14 protein-coding genes are annotated in these 16,649 nt (G+C 67.7%); 8 read left to right on the top strand and 6 right to left on the bottom strand.

Annotation, left to right across the window (positions count from 1 at the left end):
* Window positions 1–15: 15 nt before the first annotated feature.
* Genes modC through modA form a run of 3 tightly spaced genes read right to left on the bottom strand, consistent with a single transcriptional unit; the run spans window position 16 to window position 2,588 of the window.
* Window positions 16–1,110 (bottom strand): molybdenum ABC transporter ATP-binding protein, encoded by a 1,095-nt coding sequence (gene modC / locus ACXYMN_RS10645; protein WP_459013608.1) that lies wholly within the window; start codon window positions 1,108–1,110, stop codon window positions 16–18.
* Complete coding sequence (gene modB / locus ACXYMN_RS10640) at window positions 1,107–1,802, bottom strand: molybdate ABC transporter permease subunit (protein ID WP_459013607.1); 696 nt, start codon at window positions 1,800–1,802, stop codon at window positions 1,107–1,109. Before modB ends, modC begins: the two co-directional genes overlap by 4 nt.
* 15 nt (window positions 1,803–1,817) lie before the next feature.
* Complete coding sequence (modA, locus tag ACXYMN_RS10635; protein ID WP_459013606.1) at window positions 1,818–2,588, bottom strand: molybdate ABC transporter substrate-binding protein; 771 nt, start codon at window positions 2,586–2,588, stop codon at window positions 1,818–1,820.
* Between the two features lie 141 nt (window positions 2,589–2,729).
* Between modA and ACXYMN_RS10630 the strand changes: the two genes are divergently transcribed.
* Window positions 2,730–3,356 carry an ImuA family protein gene (locus tag ACXYMN_RS10630; RefSeq protein ID WP_459013605.1) on the top strand — a complete coding sequence of 209 codons (627 nt, stop codon included), beginning with the start codon at window positions 2,730–2,732 and terminating at the stop codon, window positions 3,354–3,356.
* Window positions 3,357–3,661: 305 nt separating this feature from the next.
* Window positions 3,662–5,374 carry a methionine--tRNA ligase gene (metG, locus tag ACXYMN_RS10625; protein WP_459013604.1) on the top strand — a complete coding sequence of 571 codons (1,713 nt, stop codon included), beginning with the start codon at window positions 3,662–3,664 and terminating at the stop codon, window positions 5,372–5,374.
* Between the two features lie 293 nt (window positions 5,375–5,667).
* Here metG and ACXYMN_RS10620 read toward each other — a convergent pair whose 3' ends face one another.
* Entirely contained in the window at window positions 5,668–6,102 is a 435-nt protein-coding gene (locus tag ACXYMN_RS10620; RefSeq protein ID WP_459013603.1) for an FKBP-type peptidyl-prolyl cis-trans isomerase, read from the bottom strand.
* A gap of 303 nt (window positions 6,103–6,405) precedes the next feature.
* Here ACXYMN_RS10620 and ACXYMN_RS10615 point away from each other — a divergent pair, with 303 nt between their 5' ends.
* The 3 genes from ACXYMN_RS10615 (at window position 6,406) to ACXYMN_RS10605 (ending at window position 8,433) form a co-directional block, all read left to right on the top strand.
* Window positions 6,406–6,966: a L,D-transpeptidase gene (locus tag ACXYMN_RS10615; RefSeq protein WP_459013602.1), complete on the top strand. Its 561-nt coding sequence runs from the start codon at window positions 6,406–6,408 to the stop codon at window positions 6,964–6,966.
* Between the two features lies 1 nt (window position 6,967).
* A complete protein-coding gene (locus tag ACXYMN_RS10610; RefSeq protein ID WP_459013601.1) occupies window positions 6,968–8,158 on the top strand; it encodes a geranylgeranyl reductase family protein in 1,191 nt (396 codons plus the stop codon).
* A 77-nt stretch (window positions 8,159–8,235) separates the two neighbouring features.
* Window positions 8,236–8,433, top strand: coding sequence for a hypothetical protein (locus ACXYMN_RS10605; protein ID WP_459013600.1), 198 nt, complete (start codon window positions 8,236–8,238; stop codon window positions 8,431–8,433).
* 373 nt (window positions 8,434–8,806) lie between these two features.
* On the opposite strand, the gene ACXYMN_RS10600 is transcribed toward ACXYMN_RS10605, so the two are convergent.
* Window positions 8,807–9,511, bottom strand: coding sequence for an arylesterase (locus ACXYMN_RS10600; protein WP_459013599.1), 705 nt, complete (start codon window positions 9,509–9,511; stop codon window positions 8,807–8,809).
* On the opposite strand from ACXYMN_RS10600, the gene ACXYMN_RS10595 reads away from it, so the two are divergent.
* From ACXYMN_RS10595 to ACXYMN_RS10585, 3 genes are read left to right on the top strand one after another with little or no spacing between them, the layout of a single operon-like run.
* Window positions 9,510–10,214 carry an ABC transporter ATP-binding protein gene (locus ACXYMN_RS10595; RefSeq protein ID WP_459013598.1) on the top strand — a complete coding sequence of 235 codons (705 nt, stop codon included), beginning with the start codon at window positions 9,510–9,512 and terminating at the stop codon, window positions 10,212–10,214. The genes ACXYMN_RS10600 and ACXYMN_RS10595 overlap by 2 nt on opposite strands.
* Window positions 10,211–12,727, top strand: coding sequence for an ABC transporter permease (locus ACXYMN_RS10590; RefSeq protein ID WP_459013597.1), 2,517 nt, complete (start codon window positions 10,211–10,213; stop codon window positions 12,725–12,727). The genes ACXYMN_RS10595 and ACXYMN_RS10590 overlap by 4 nt, the downstream gene beginning before the upstream one ends.
* A 57-nt stretch (window positions 12,728–12,784) precedes the next feature.
* Window positions 12,785–13,645, top strand: coding sequence for an inositol monophosphatase family protein (locus ACXYMN_RS10585; RefSeq protein ID WP_459013596.1), 861 nt, complete (start codon window positions 12,785–12,787; stop codon window positions 13,643–13,645).
* 123 nt (window positions 13,646–13,768) lie between these two features.
* On the opposite strand, the gene gcvP is transcribed toward ACXYMN_RS10585, so the two are convergent.
* A complete protein-coding gene (gene gcvP / locus ACXYMN_RS10580; RefSeq protein ID WP_459013595.1) occupies window positions 13,769–16,618 on the bottom strand; it encodes an aminomethyl-transferring glycine dehydrogenase in 2,850 nt (949 codons plus the stop codon).
* Window positions 16,619–16,649: the final 31 nt, after the last annotated feature.

The raw sequence follows: 16,649 nt of genomic DNA, 5'->3' as shown, positions 1-16,649 counted from the left end.
CCCTAGCGCGTCGGCTCAGACCCGCAAGCCCCGACCGACATCCGTCGGCGCGACCGCCACCGATTTCATCACCGCAAAACAGGCCCGCCCTTCGTGCAGGTCGAGCGCGTCGGCGCTGCGCCGCGTGACCCGCGCGAGGATCGTGTCCTGCCCGACGGCCAGCTGCGCGATCATCCCCGGCCCCTCGCCCATGCGCAGCGCCATCACCCTTGCGGGCAGGATGTTGAGCGCCGAGATATGGGTCGGCCGCTCGGTCGCGACGATCACGTCCTGCGCCAGGATCCGCACCCGCAGCGCGGTGCCCACCGCGGCGTCGATCCGCGGCAGCCACAGCGTGCCGCCCGAAACCGACAACCCGGTCAAGCCGTCGCCGTCATGGCCCAGAACCCGCGCGGGCAGCATCGCCCCGGCCTCGCGCACCCCCATGACTGGCACGAGGTCGGGATCGGACAGCAAGGCCTCGGCGGGACCCGCCTTCAGCACCCGCCCCTGGTCGAGCACGACAAGATGCGTCGCCAGCCGCGCCACCTCGGACAGGTTGTGGCTGACATACAGGATCGACAGCCCGGTCTCGGCCCGGAGCCGTTCGAGATAGGGCAGGATTTCAGCCTTGCGGGGGGCATCGAGCGCCGCCAGCGGCTCGTCCATCATCAGCAGGCGCGGCTCTGCCAGCAGCGCCCGCCCGATCGCCACCCGCTGCGCCTCTCCGCCCGACAGCGCGCCGGGACGCCGGGCCAGAAGCGGCTCGATCCCCAGAAGCTCCGCTATTCGCGGCAGCGTACCGGCGTCAGCCAGCCCCTGCGCGCGCCGCCCGTAAAGCAGGTTCTGGCGCACATCGAGATGCGGAAACAGGCGGCTGTCCTGAAACACGTAACCCAGCCTGCGCCGGTGTACCGGCACCGATTGCCGGGACGCGGCATCGAACAGCACCTTGCCATCCAGAACGATTCGCCCCCGATCCGGCCGCAGCAACCCGGCCACCGCATTGATCACCGAGGTCTTGCCCGACCCCGACCGCCCGAACAGCACCGTCACCCCTTCCGGGGCCTCGAACCCGACATCGAGGGTGAACTGCCCCAGGTCGTGACGGATGGCCACCGACAGCGTCATCTTCCGGCCACCCGCCGCGCCACGCGCCGGGCCAGCACTTCGGACACCGCCAGCGCCGCCATCGCGATGCCGATCGAGATCGCCACCAGCATCATCGCCGCATCCTCTCCGCCCGGCACCTGCAGGAAGGCATAGATCGCCGAGGGCAGCGTCTGCGTCTCGCCCGGAATATTGGACACGAAGGTGATGGTCGCACCGAATTCGCCCATCGCCTTGGCAAAGGCCAGCACCCCGCCGGCAACCACCCCGGGCAGGATCAACGGCAGGGTGACGGTCACGAAGACCCGCAGCCGCGAGGCCCCGAGCGTCGCCGCCGCCGCCTCGAGCCCCGGATCCACCGCCTCGAGCGCCAGACGGATCGCGCGGACCAGCAGCGGGAAGGCCATGATCGCCGCGGCCAGCGCCGCCCCGGTCCAGCGGAAGGCCAGGGTGATCCCGAAAAGATCGTGCAGCACCGATCCGACGGGTCCTTGCCGACCGAAGCCCAGAAGCAGCAGGTATCCGGTCACCACCGGTGGCAGGATCAGCGGCAGATGCACCAGCCCGTTCAGCACCCCCCGCCCCGCGAATGGCACACGCGCCAGCAGATAGGCCACACCCACGCCAAAGGGCAGCGCCGCGAGCGTTGCCCAGAACGCCACCTTCAGCGACAGCCGCACCGCCTCCCATGCTTCGGGTCCAAGCGTCTCCATCCCTGCCGCGATACCCTAACCGGGGGCCGCCGCAAAGCCATGCGCGGCAAAGATTGCCTGCGCTTGCGGACCTTGCAGCCAGATCAACAGCGCGGCGGCCTCCGTCGGCGCGCGCCCGGTACGGGTGACCGCGGCGGGATAGCGAATCGGCGGATGCGCGTCTTCGGCAATGCGCGCCACGATGTGCACCCGCGGCTCGGCGGCGGCATCGCTGGCATAGACGATCCCCAGCGGGGCCTCGCCCAGCGCCACCAGCGCCAAGGCGGCGCGCACGTTGTCGGCCTCTGCCAGGCGCGGGCGCAGCGCGTCCCACAGGCCCAGCGTCTCAAGCGCGGCCTTGCCGTAAATCCCTGCCGGCACCGCATCGACCAGCGCCATGGCCAGCCGTCCCTCGGGGCCCAGCCGTGCGATCAGATCGTCCCCCGGCTGCAACAGGCCCGGCGGGTCCGCCGCCGCTGCCGCCGCGCCATGCCCGATCAGCACCAGCCGGTTGCCCAGCAGCGTTACCCGCGTCTCGTCCCGGATCGCCCCCTGTTCGGAAAGCCAGTCCATCCAGTCGGCATTGGCCGACAGGAACAGGTCCGCAGGCGCGCCTCGGGCGATCTGCCGCGCCAGCACCGAGGACCCCGCCGGGGCGATCCGCACGTCATGCCCGGTCTGTGCCGTCCACCGGTCCGCCGCCGCGCGCAAGGCATCCCGCGTCGAGGCCGCCGCAAAGACGGTGATCTCCGCCGCCGCGACCGGGCAGGCCGTCATGGCCAAAAGAGCAAGCACAATCAAACGCATGACGACATGTCCTCCGAAGACCAGAGGTGGCATGCGCGGCGCTGTCGGACAAGCCCGGTTTCGTCGCGCGGGCGCCGCGCGGGCGTCATGCGGGGCGCAAGCCCACTTGAGAACATAGCGCGAACAAACTACACTCACCCCATGGTCGAAACCCTCCTCAGACGCGCCCCCCTGAAGGCCCCGCCCGCGATCGCGCTGACCGGCGATATCCGTCTGACCGAAGGCCGCGTGCACGAGGTTTGCGGCCGCGCCCGGCGCAGCTTCGCGCTGCAACTGGCCGGGGTCACGCAAGGCCCGGTGATCTGGATCGGCCCGCCCGGGGGCTCCGGCCTCAACCCCGACGGCATGACCGCCTTCTGCGACCCCGCGCGGCTTCTCTTCGTCGCCGCCCCGCGTCCCATCGACCGGCTCTGGGCGCTGGAAGAAACGCTGCGCGCAGGCGCGGTGGCGCTGGCCATCGCCGATCTCTCCGAGCCACCGGGCCTCACCCCGGTGCGCCGCCTGCAACTGGCCGCCGAGGCCGGCAGCACCCGCCAGTGCCGCCCCACGGGCCTTGTCCTGACCCCCGGCTCCGGCGGATGCGCCGGGGTCGAAAGCCGCTGGCAAAGCGAGCCGTGCCACGGCCCGGGCCGCACCCTCTGGCGCACCGATCGCCCGCGCGCCCGCATGGCCCCGCCAAAGGCCTGGGACCTCACATGGACCAGGGATTGCCCGACCAGCAGCCCGGCACGCCCCGGCACCGCCGCACCGCCCGACCGAACATCCTGATCGCCCCCCCCAGGCCCCGCCCCGCCAGGCACCGCAAATCACGGACCGCACCCGTCACATCCCGGGCACCGCCCCCCCTTCATCTTTCCGGAAAAAACGCCGGGGTGAATTGGTTGCCCCTGGGGCAACCAAGAGGGGCCGCGCCCCTCCCCTGCCCGATGATCGGCACGATCAGCGGGCCAGACCTGCGCGGGCGGCACGCCCGCCCCGCCGGATCGCGCGCCTCCGGATCACCCACTGGCCCCCGCAGCGACGATGGGCTACACGGCCCGAAAGCCCGCACCCAGGACCCCGAGGCACGCGACATGGCACGACATCTCATCACTTCCGCGATCCCGTATATCAACGGCATCAAGCACCTGGGCAATCTCGTGGGCTCGCAACTGCCCGCCGATCTCTTCGCCCGCTACCAGCGTGCGCGCGGCCACGAGGTGCTGTTTCTCTGCGCCACCGACGAACACGGCACGCCGGCCGAACTGGCGGCCCGCAAGGCCGGTCAGCCGGTCGCCGAATACTGCGCCGAGATGCACGCCGTCCAACGCCGCATCGCCGACGGTTTCCGCCTGTCCTTCGATCACTTCGGGCGCTCCTCCTCGCCGCAGAACCATGCGCTGACGCAGCATTTCGCGGGCGTGCTTGCCGACCGGGGCCTGATCCGCGAGGTCTCGGAGACGCAGATGTATTCACCCACCGACGGGCGCTACCTGCCCGACCGCTACATCGAGGGCACCTGCCCCAACTGCGGCTTCGAGGAGGCGCGCGGCGATCAGTGCGACAACTGCACCAAGCAGCTCGACCCGGTCGACCTGATCGATCCGCGCTCGACGATCTCGGGTGCCACCGACCTCGAGATGCGCGAGACCAAGCATCTCTATCTCTGCCAAAGCCAGATGAAGGACGAGCTGGCCGCCTGGATCGACGGCAAGACCGACTGGCCGATCCTGACCACCTCGATCGCGAAGAAATGGCTCAATGACGGCGACGGTCTGCAGGATCGCGGCATCACCCGCGATCTCGACTGGGGCATCCCGGTCAGGCGCGGCGATCAGGACTGGCCCGGCATGGAGGGCAAGGTCTTCTACGTCTGGTTCGACGCGCCGATCGAATACATCGCCAGCGCCCAGGAATGGGTCGCGGCCGGCAAGGGCGACAACTGGCAGCGCTGGTGGCGCACCGATCAGGGTGCGGACGACGTGCGCTACACCCAGTTCATGGGCAAGGACAACGTGCCGTTCCACACCCTGTCCTTTCCGGCCACCATCCTCGGCAGCCGGGAGCCCTGGAAGCTGGTCGATTACATCAAGTCGTTCAACTACCTGAACTATGAGGGTGGCCAGTTCTCGACCTCGCGCGGGCGCGGTGTCTTCATGGACCAGGCGCTGGACATTTTGCCCGCGGATTACTGGCGCTGGTGGCTGCTGAGCCATGCGCCCGAAAGCTCGGACGCCGAGTTCACATGGGAAAATTTTCAGACTTCGGTGAACAAGGATCTGGCCGATGTCTTGGGCAATTTCGCCAGCCGGGTCACCAAGTTCTGTCGCTCGAAATTCGGCGAGGTCGTGCCCGAGGGCGGCAGCTTCACCGATCGCGAAACCGCGCTTGTGGTCGCGCTGTCGGAAAGGCTGGCCGAGTACGAACGCCATATGGAGGCGATGGAGGTGCGCAAATCCGCCGCCTCCCTGCGCGCGATCTGGGTGCTGGGCAACGAGTACCTGCAAGAGGCCGCGCCCTGGTCGACCTTCAAGCAGGACCCGGAGGCCGCGGCGATGCAGATCCGTCTGGGCCTCAACCTCATCCGGCTCTATGCCGTGCTGTCCGCGCCGTTCATTCCCGATGCCTCGGCGCAACTGCTCGCGGCGATGGGCGATGCGCAGGCCGCCTGGCCCGAGGATGTGAACGCAGCGCTTCAGGCGCTGCCGGCGGGCCATGCCTTCAGCGTGCCCGAGGTGACCTTCCGCAAGATCACCGACGCCGAGCGCGAAGAGTGGCAGGTCCGGTTCGCAGGCAAGCGCGACTGACCGCCTGCGCCGCGCCCCGCCCCCCCGGATGCCGAGGCGACGCATCCCGGATGTGACGCGGCTTCAAGACGGTCGCGCCGCATCCGGGCCGTGGCCACAAATCCGGACCATGATGCCCGTGCTGCCCCGGACCTGATCCGGGGCCTCGCGGCAACACCCCACACCAGACCCCTGCAGCACCATTCACTTCGGCAGCGGCAAAAAACGCCCCCGCGCAAAAAAAGACCGGGCGCCCGACGCCCGGCCCTTGTCATCCTGTCGACGCGCGGCGCAGTCAGCGCCGCACCGATGGATCAGGCGGCCTTGATGTCCACAAGTTCGATGTCGAAGTTCAGGTCCTTGCCCGCCAGCGGATGGTTGGCATCCAGGGTCACTTCGGTCTCGGTGACCTCGGCGACCATCACCGGCATGACCTGGCCAGTCGGCGTCTGGACCTGAAGCTGTGTGCCGACCTCGAGCGGGATATCCGCCGGGACCTGTTCGCGCGGCACGGACTGCAATGCTTCTTCCTGACGCTGGCCGTAAGCGTCGTCCGCCGCGATCGCGACCGACTTCTTGTCGCCGACGCTCATGCCGGGCAGCGCCTGATCGAGGCCGGGGATGATCTGGCCCGATCCAACCGTAAATTCGAGCGGATCGCGCCCGGCGCTCGAATCGAAGGTCGAGCCGTCATTGAGCGTACCGGTATAGTGGATAGCAACAGTGTCGCCGCTTTTTACCTCGGTCATGAAAAGTCCAGTTCTGATTGGGAGTGAGTTTGGATGAGGCCGCATCGCGTGCGGGTGCTCGTCGGTCCCCTGCAAGATACGCATCCTGCCATGATTTGCAAACCGGGCGCGGCGGATTCGCGCAGGTCCGGTGCACAAGGCGGTTCCGACCCCCATGTGCGAAGGGAACAAAACGCCATCGTGCGGATTGTATCTATGGTGTGGCCCCGAGGCCATCACCCGCGCATCACGCAACCGCGAGCGCTTGCGCGACACACCAGAGCCTTCACTATTGCGGGTCTGCTCGATAAAAAAGGTCTGCCCATGTTTACACGTCGCACATTCATCGCCGCTGCCACGGCGACCCTTGCCGCGCCTGCCATCGCGCAAGCCCAGGGATTTCAGCTCAACCCCATTTTCCTGCCGCAGACGGTACGGGTGAAACCCACGCTTGCACCGCAACAGATCATCATTCTGCCGCGCGCGCATTTCCTCTATTTCGTCGAGGCCCCGGGTCTCGCGCGGCGTTATGGCGTCGGCGTGGGCAAGGCCGGGCTGGAATTTTCCGGCGAAGCGATCATCCAGGTCAAGAAGGAATGGCCGACCTGGCGTCCGACCGAGGAAATGATCGAGCGCGACCCCGAGGTCTACGGCCGGTTCAAGGACAATGACTATGTCCAGCCCGGTGGCCAGTCGAACCCGCTGGGCGCGCGCGCGCTCTATCTGTTCCAGAACGGGCGCGATACGTTCTATCGTATCCACGGCACCACGCAGCCCTCTTCGATCGGGCGGTCGGTATCGAACGGCTGCATCCGGATGATCAACGACCATGTGATCGACCTGTACAACCGGGTGCCGACGGGGACGAAAGTCATCGTCGCCTGACATGGACAGGACCCGGCGCTTCGATCTGATCGTGGTCGGCGCCGGTCCGGCCGGCAGCGCCGCGGCGGCACGGGCGGCCTCTGCGGGGCTGAAGGTGGCGCTGGTCGACAAGGCCACGTTCCCCCGTCCCAAGCTGTGCGGCGGCGGCTTTACCGGGCGGGCCATGGCGGCCTATGGCCGGGCCTTCGGAACCGGCGCGCCCGACGCGCCGTATCTGACCGCCACCGCCGTCACTTTCGGGGCCTTCGGGCGCGAAATCGGGCATTTCGAGGATGTGCCGCCGATCCATCTGGCGATGCGCAAATCCCTGGACGCGGCGCTTTTCAATGCCGCCGAGACCGCGGGCGCGCACAGCTTTACCGGCACCGCGCCCTCGACACTCGACATCGCGACGCCCGGCCTAAGCGTCGGCGATCTCCGCCTGACCGCACCGGTGCTGATCGGTGCCGACGGCGTGTCGAGCATGGTGGCACGCAGCCTGTTCGGTCGCCCCTTCGATCCCGGCAATATCGGCTTCGCGCTTGAGGTCGAACGCCTCGAGACCGGACCCGACCGGGTCATGCGCATTGACTTCGGCGCGGCGGACTGGGGCTATGGCTGGGTCTTTCCCAAAACCTGCGGCACCACCATCGGCATCGGCGGCGTGCATCTGCGCAATCCCGACATGAAGCATCGGCTGGCGGCGTATCTGAAGACGCTTGGCCTGCCCGATGACGCCAGGGTCAAGGGCCAGTTCCTGCCCTTCGGCGCGCCGCGCCGGGTGCCCGGGCAGGGACAGGTCCTGCTCGTGGGCGACGCGGCGGGACTGGTCGACCCGATCACCGGTGAGGGCATCGCCTACGCGCTGGAGTCGGGCCGCATCGCCGCCGAGGCCACACTCGCGGCCCTTGCCGCCGGTGCGCCCGAGACGGTCCTCGCACGCTATATTCGTCAGTTGCGGCCCATCCACAGCGCCATGCGCCACGCCCGGGCGATCCGGCCCCTGCTGTTTCAGCCCCGCCTGCGCGACGGCTTCATCAAGAGCTTCATGCGGTCCCGAACACTCAAGCACGACTACCTGCGCATGCTCGCCGGTGAGACGGAATACGCCGAAATCTCGCGCAAACTGGTGGCGCGCTTGCCCCATCACCTTTGGCGTGCGATTATTTTGTCCAGCAAGGACAGACAACAGATCGCCCCGCGCCTGCCCTGATCCTGCCGCAATCAAGACCCCTTAATGATTTCGTAATGAAACACCGTAAGACTGACACGACGGAAAGGGTGCATAACATGATGATCATCGCATTGATCGGCAGCAGCTGTATTGGCGGTCTTGTGGCGATGCTTGGCGTCATGACCTTCAGCATCGGCGTCTGGATGGGCCTGGCGCTTTACCTCGGGATCGCAATGACAGGCATCGTGCTTGCCATGATCGCGCAACTCGGACGACAGTCGCAGAGCCAATTCGAAGTATCGCGCACGGCCTGACCGGTCCGGCGCACCCTGGCGTCGACGTAGGCAGCGGCGAAGACTTGGGCGAAGGCACCGGCGCAGACACCGGCAGCGGCGCTGGAAACTCCCCTTAACCTGATCAAGATCGACGCTGGCACTGAGATCTCCGTTGGCGCGGGCATCACCGTCGGCACCGGGATCTGCACCGGCACCCGGATCGACCGCGGTGCAGGCACGATCGACCGCGGTGCAGGCACCGGCGTCGGCATCGGCGCGGGGGAATCGGGATCGGCCGCAACGGCAGCGGCCCTGCCCGGATCGACGTCCCCGACGGGATCGACCGTGACCAGGGCCTGGACGACCCGCGGCGGTGTTTACGACCTCCACTTGTGCCGATGCACGCCTGAGGTCAGTCCTGCCCGCCCGCGGCGTCGAGTAGTTCGACTACCACCGGCCCGATATCGTTGACGATACGCACCACCCCATCCTCATTGGGATGTATGCCGTCATTCTGCATGTAATCCATCAGGTTGGTGGGGCCCGCGCCGTTGCCATCGCGCAGCCCGGCAAAGAACTCCGGGTAGAACAGCGTGTCGTATTCCTGCGCCAGTTCGACATAAAGCGCGTCAAACGCCCGCTTGTAGTCGGGTCCGTAGTTAGACGGCGCGTACAGACCGACCAACAGCACCGGCAGACCGCGATCCCGGGCCACCTTCAGGATCCCGTCGAGGTTGGCGCGCGATGTCGCGGGCGCGATACCGCGCAGAAGGTCGTTGCCGCCAAGCGCCACGATCAGCGCGTCCGTGTCCTCTGACAACGACCACGCCACGCGCGACAGCCCGCCCGCCGTGGTGTCGCCCGACACCCCTGCATTGACCACGTTGACATCCCGTCCCGACGCGTCCAGCCATCTTTGCAGGGTCGGCACGAAGCCCTGGTTGCGGGGCAGCCCGTAGCCCTGGGTCAGCGAATCGCCTAGGGCCACAAGCTCCAGTTCCTTTGCCTGTGCGGTGCCGCACAGCAGCATCAGCGCCACACATGCGTTGAACGCGGCGCGCGTTGCCCCATATCTGAACCAACTGATCATTTGTATAATGCGGATATTGCTCGACATGGCCACTCCCACGGAAATCGTGCTTTCCCTTAAAGATGTCACTCTCAGCTTGAACGGCAATGCCGGGATGGTGGAGATTCTGCACGGCATCTCTCTCGACGTCCACAAGGGCGAAACCCTGGGCCTGGTCGGGCCGTCCGGGTCGGGCAAATCGTCGCTCCTGATGCTGATGGGCGGACTCGAACGGGCGACGGACGGGTCGGTGATGGCGCTGGGTCAGGACCTGACGGCGATGAACGAAGACGGGCTCGCGCGGTTCAGGCGCAATCACATGGGCATCGTCTTTCAGTCGTTTCACCTGATCCCGACGATGACGGCGCTGGAAAACGTGGCGACGCCGCTGGAATTGGCGGGCGACCGCGACGCCTTCGACAAGGCCCGCGCCGAGCTTGAGGCCATCGGCCTTGGCCATCGTGCCGATCACTACCCGGCACAGATGTCGGGTGGCGAACAGCAGCGCGTGGCGCTGGCCCGCGCCGCCGCGCCGCGCCCCGAGATCCTGCTGGCGGACGAGCCCACGGGCAACCTCGATGGGGTCAACGGCGAGGCGATCATGAACATGCTCTTCGGGCTGCGCGACCGCCACGGTGCGACACTTGTGCTGGTCACCCATGCGCCCGCGCTGGCCGATCGCTGCGACCGCGTGGTCACCCTGACCGACGGGCGCGTCTCGACCGACGCCATGGCCGAGGCCGCGGAATGAGCCTGCAGACAGCCGCGACCTTCGCCCGGCGGGAACTGCGCGGCGGGCTGAAGGGGTTTCGCATCTTTCTTGCGTGTCTCGCACTGGGGGTGGCCGCGATTGCCGGGGTCGGCTCTGTGCGTTCGGCGATCCAGGCCGGGCTTGAGGATCAGGGCGCGATCCTTCTGGGCGGTGACGCAGAGGCGCAATTTACCTATCGCTACGCCACCGAAGCCGAGCGCGCATGGCTCGACAGCGTCGCGACCGAGGTTTCCGAAGTGGTCGATTTCCGCTCCATGGCGGTGGTCGGCGAGGGCGACGCGGCCGAGCGGGGCCTGACCCAGATCAAGGCGGTGGATGCCGCCTATCCGCTGCTCGGGCAGGTGCTGCTGACACCCGATATGCCGCTGGCGGAGGCCCTTGCCGGGGACCGCGCGGTGATGGCCCCGATCCTGGCCGACCGGCTGGGCATCGCCCCGGGCGACAGGTTCAAGCTGGGCACCAAGACCTTCACCCTCAGTGCGGTGATCGAGACCGAGCCCGACGATGCGGGCGGCGGGTTCGACCTCGGTCCGCGCACCATGCTGCGCACAGACGCGCTGGAGGGGGCGGGCCTTCTGGAGCCGGGCACCCTGTTCGAGACCGAGTATCGCATGGTCCTGCCCGAGGGCACCGACCTCGACGCGATCAAGACCGAAGCCGAGGACCGCTATCGCGACGCCGGTATCCGCTGGCGCGATGCCCGCAACGGTGCCCCCGGCACGGCGCGGTTCGTCGACCGGCTGGGCGCGTTTCTGGTGCTGGTGGGGCTGTCCGGGCTTGCGGTTGGCGGCATCGGCGTCTCGGCGGCGGTGCGGGCGTATCTGGCGCGCAAGACATCCGTGATCGCCACCCTGCGCACGCTGGGCGCAACGCGCGAGACAATCTTTCTGACCTATTTCATCCAGGTGGGCGTTCTGGCCCTGCTGGGCATCGTACTTGGCCTCGTGCTGGGGGCCGGTGTGCCGCTTCTGTTCGCGCCGCTGATCTCGGACGCGCTGCCGGTGCCGACGCTGTTCACGCTGCACCCGGCACCGCTGATCGAGGCTGCGATCTATGGCGTTCTGACGGCGCTTCTGTTCACGCTCTGGCCGCTCGCGCGCACCGAAGACGTCCGTGCGGCGACCCTGTTCCGCGACGCGCTGTCATCGGCCAAGGCGCTGCCCGCGCCGCGCTACCTCGTGGCGACGGCGGTTCTGCTGGTGGTGCTGGTCGCCACGGCGATGACCTTTTCGGGCGATGCGCGGCTGACGCTCTGGACCGCGGGCGGCATCCTTGGGTCGCTGCTTATCCTGGTGGGCGCGGCCTTCGTCATTCGCTGGGCCGCCAGGCGCGCGACCCGCCCGGCCCGGGGGCGCGCGGCGCTGCGCTGGGCCCTGGCCTCGATCGGCGGTCCGCGCGAAGAGGCGTCCTCGGTGGTGCTGTCGCTGGGTCTTGGCCTTGCCGTTCTGGCGGCCATCGGCCAGATCGACGGCAACCTGCGCTCGGCCATCGACCGGGACTTGCCCGACGTGGCCCCGTCCTATTTCTTCGTCGACATCCAGAAGGATCAGATGCCGGTTTTCCGCGACATTGTCGGAAACGACGATGCGGTCAGCCGCATCGACAGCGCGCCGATGCTGCGCGGGGTCATCACCGAAATCAACGGCGTGCCCGCGACCGAAGTGGCGGGCGATCACTGGGTGATCCGGGGCGACCGGGGCATCACCTATGCCGCCCTGCCCGACAGCCGCACCCGCATCACCCAAGGCGAATGGTGGCCCGAGGATTACACCGGCCCGCCGCAGATCAGCTTTGCGGAGGAAGAGGCGCTGGAACTTGGCCTGTCGCTGGGAGACACGATCACCGTCAACATCCTGGGCCGCGACATCACCGCCCGGATCACGTCGTTCCGCGTCGTGGACTTCTCGACCGCGGGCATCGGCTTCGTGATGACGATGAACCCGGCCGCGGTTGAGGCCGCCCCGCATACCTTCATCTCGACGGTCTATGCCGAGGCGGGGCAAGAGGCCCGCGTCCTGCGCGCGGTGGCCGAAGCCTTGCCCAACGTCACCGCCATCGGGGTCCGCGACGCCATCGACCGGGTGTCCGAATTGCTGGACGGCATCGCCGAGGCAGTGCGCTGGGGGGCTGCGGCAACGCTGGTGACCGGTTTTCTGGTGCTGATCGGTGCGGCGGCGGCGGGCGAACAGGCGCGGACCTACGAGGCTGCGATCCTCAAGACGCTGGGCGCGACCCGTGGCCGGATTCTGTCAAGCTTTGCGCTGCGATCCGCGCTGCTGGGCGCCGGGGCCGGGCTGGTCGCCATCGTGGCGGGCATCCTCGGCGGCTGGGCGGTCTCGACCTTCCTGATGGAGACGTCCTTCGCGGTGGTCTGGCCTTCGGCGCTCGGGATCGTGTTCGGCGGGCTGATCGCGACCCTTCTGGCCGGTCTGGGCTTTGCCTGGCGGCCCCTCGCGACGCGCCCAGCGCAGGTCCTCAGGGCACGGGAATGACTTGGCAGCGCGGGGCGCTTGGCGTAACCCAAGGGCCTTGGCTGAAGGAAGAAAGACATGTCCGATACACTGCCCATGACAGTCACCACCCTGACCCGCGCGCAGAAGCGCCAGGTGCTGAACCTTGTCCGCCGCGCCGCCCGCGCCGAGATCCTGCCGCGCTTCCGCAGTCTGTCGCCGAGTGAGGTAAGCACCAAGTCCGGCCCACAGGACCTTGTGACCGACGCCGACCGTGCCGCCGAGGCGATGATCGCGCGCGGACTGCAGCAGATGTTCCCGCATGCGCTGATCGTCGGCGAAGAGGCGGTGTCCGACAATCCCAAGATCGCGGATGGCCTGCCCGATGCAGAGATGGCCATCACCATCGACCCGGTAGACGGCACCTGGAACTATGCCAACGGCATCGCGACCTTCGGCGTCATCGTGGCCGTCGCGCGCTACGGCGTGCCGGTCTTCGGGCTGCATTACGACCCGGTGATGGACGATTGCATCTGGGCCGATGCGGGCGGATCGGCCGAGTTCGTCAAGGGCCGCCGCGCACCGCGTCCGGTGCGGGTGAAGGGCGGCGGCGCGATTGCCGATCTTGCGGGCTTTGTGGGCCTCAGCCTGCTGCCGCGCGACAAGCAGGACGCGATGGCCGCGACCTTCCCGAAGTTGCAGCGGGCCATGCAGATCCGCTGCGCCTGCCACGAATACCGCGTCTTCGCACAGGGGGGCGTCGACTTCGTGCTCGCCACGCAACTGACCCCCTGGGATCACACCGCAGCGACGCTGATTTCGTCGGCTGCGGGGGGACATGTGGCGATGCTCGACGGTTCGGAATACCGGGCGGGCATGCGCGATGGCCATCTGTTGGCGGCCTCGGACAAGGCCACCTGGGAACGGCTGCGCGATCTCTGGGCGTTCCTGCTGGACTGAGCCCCCGGAACTCCGGCGCGACCTTCGCCACCGCGCATGCGGCCCGCCGCGCCCCTGGCCATCCCTGCAGCACCCAGCCCCCGGTCTTGTCGATGGATACCGGGGGCGGCTCCGGTGCAGGCCCTACTCTGCCGCCTCGGCGTATGCCTCCATCGGCGGGCAGGTGCAGATCAGGTGCCGGTCGCCATAGACGTTGTCCACCCGGTTCACCGGCGGCCAGTACTTGTCGACCCGGAACGCGCCCGGCGGGAAACACCCCTGTTCGCGCGGATATGGCCGGTCCCAATCGCGCACCAGATCCTCCATCGTGTGCGGCGCATGCTTGAGCGGGTTGTTCTCGGGATCAAGCCGCCCCTCCTCGATGGCGCGGATTTCCTCGCGGATCGCCAGCATCGCGTTGCAAAAGCGGTCCAGCTCGGCCTTGGTCTCGCTCTCTGTCGGCTCCACCATCAGCGTGCCCGCCACCGGCCAGGACATCGTCGGCGCGTGGAAGCCGCAATCGATCAGTCGCTTGGCGATGTCATCGACGCTGACCCCGGCTGATTTCTGGAACGGTCGCACATCGAGGATGCACTCATGCGCCACCCGGCCCGCATGCCCCCGATAGAGCACGTCATACGCCCCCTCGAGCCGCGTCGCGATGTAGTTGGCGTTCAGGATCGCGCTCTTGGTGGCCTGTGTCAGCCCCGCTCCGCCCATCATCTTGATATAGGCCCACGAGATCGGCAGCAGCGACGGCGACCCGAAAGGTGCCGCCGACACCGGCCCCGGGCCGTCCCCGCCCGCGGTCGGATCGCCGGGCAGGAAGGGCGCCAGATGCGCTTTCACGCCGATCGGCCCCATGCCCGGCCCGCCGCCGCCATGCGGAATGCAGAAGGTCTTGTGCAGGTTCAGGTGACTGACATCGCCGCCGAGGTCGCCGGGCTTCGACACCCCCACCATCGCATTGAGGTTGGCGCCGTCGATATAGACCTGCCCGCCGTGGCGATGGGTGATGGCGCAGACCTCCTTCACCTCGGTCTCGAACACCCCGTGGGTCGACGGATAGGTGATCATCGTGCCCGCCAGGCTGTCGGCGTACTTCTCGGCCTTGGCGCGGAAATCCTCCAGGTCGATAGAACCTTTCGCGTCGCATTTCACCGCCACGACCGTCCAGCCGACCATCTGCGCCGAGGCCGGGTTGGTGCCATGCGCGTTGACCGGGATCAGGCAGACATTGCGGTGCCCCTGGCCTTGCGCGCGGTGCCAGCCCGCGATGGTCAGCAGTCCCGCATATTCCCCCTGCGCGCCGGAATTGGGCTGCATCGAGATCGCGTCATAGCCGGTAATCGCACAGAGCTTGGCGTTCAGATCGGTGATCAGCCGGGTATAGCCTTCGGCCTGATCCTTCGGGCAATAGGGGTGCAGCATCGAAAACTCGGGCCAGGAGATCGGCATCATCTCGGCGGCGGAATTCAGCTTCATGGTGCAGGATCCCAGCGGAATCATCGCCCGGTCCAGCGCCAGGTCGCGATCCGCAAGTCGCCGCATGTAGCGCATCATCTCGGTCTCGGCACGGTTCATGTGGAAGACGTCGTGCTGCAAATAGTCCGAGCTGCGGATCAGCCCGTCGGGCAGGCGATACTCGGCCTCGTCGGCATAGGTCCGGTCGATCCCGAAGGCCCGCCATACCGCCTCGATCTTCTCGGGGCGGGTGGTCTCGTCCAGGGTGATGCCGATGCGGGTATCGTCCAGCGCACGCAGGTTCACCCCCTCGGCCACGGCCGCTGACATGATCTGCTGCTGCCTGTCGCCCACCGCGACCGCGAGGGTGTCGAAAAACGTCGCGTTCTCGACCGCGAAGCCCGCCTCGGACAGCCCCCGGGCCATCGCCACCGCCTTGAGATGGATGCGCTGCGCGATCGCCTTCAACCCCTCGGGGCCGTGAAACACCGCGTAGAACACGGCCATCACCGCCAGAAGCGCCTGTGCCGTGCAGACGTTCGAGGTCGCCTTCTCGCGCCGGATATGCTGCTCGCGCGTCTGCAATGCGAGCCGGTAGGCGCGGTTGCCATGGGAATCGATCGACACGCCCACAAGCCGGCCCGGCAGCGCCCGCTTGTAGTCGTCCCTGGTCGCCATATAGGCCGCGTGCGGGCCGCCATAGCCCATCGGCACACCGAAGCGCTGGGTCGAGCCGACGGCGATATCCGCCCCCATGGCCCCCGGCTCGGTCAACAGGCACAGCGCCATCGGATCGGCCGACACGATGCCCAACGCGCCCGCCTCGTGCAGCTTCGCGATCGGACCCGTAAAGTCCTGCACGCGCCCGTCGGTCCCCGGATACTGAAAGATCGCGCCGAAGACCGCCTGCGGATCGAGCGCGTCTGGATCGCCGACGATCACCTCGATGCCCAGCGGCGCGGCACGGGTCTTCATCACCGCGATATTCTGCGGGTGGCAGTTCCGGTCGACGAAAAACGCCCGCGCCTTCGACTTCGCGACCCGCCCTGCCATGGTCATCGCCTCGGCACAGGCCGTGGCCTCGTCCAGCAGCGACGCATTGGCGATCTCCAACCCGGTCAGGTCCGACACCATGGTCTGGTAATTCAGCAGCGCCTCGAGACGCCCTTGCGAAATCTCCGGCTGATAGGGTGTGTAGGCGGTGTACCACGCCGGATTCTCGAGGATGTTGCGCTGGATCGCGGGCGGCGTGACGGTGCCGTGATAGCCCTGCCCGATCATCGTCGTCAGCACCTGGTTCTGCTTGGCGATCTGCCGCATCTCGAAGATCAGCTGCCGTTCCGACAGCGGCGCCCCGAAATCGAGCGGTTCGGCCTGCCGGATCCCTTGCGGCACCGTCTCGTCGATCAGCGCCTTGAGATCGGCCACGTCAAGCGTGGCAAACATGTCGTCCATTTCCGCGGGCGACGGGCCGATATGGCGCCTGTTGGCGAAATCATAGGGATCATACTCGGTCGGCGTGAAGGCCATGCGACGTCTCCTTCCAGGGCGTGGGAACAGC

The organism is Roseivivax sp. CAU 1753, from assembly GCF_054482575.1.
This window is presented reverse-complemented; position numbering and strand designations above follow the sequence as displayed.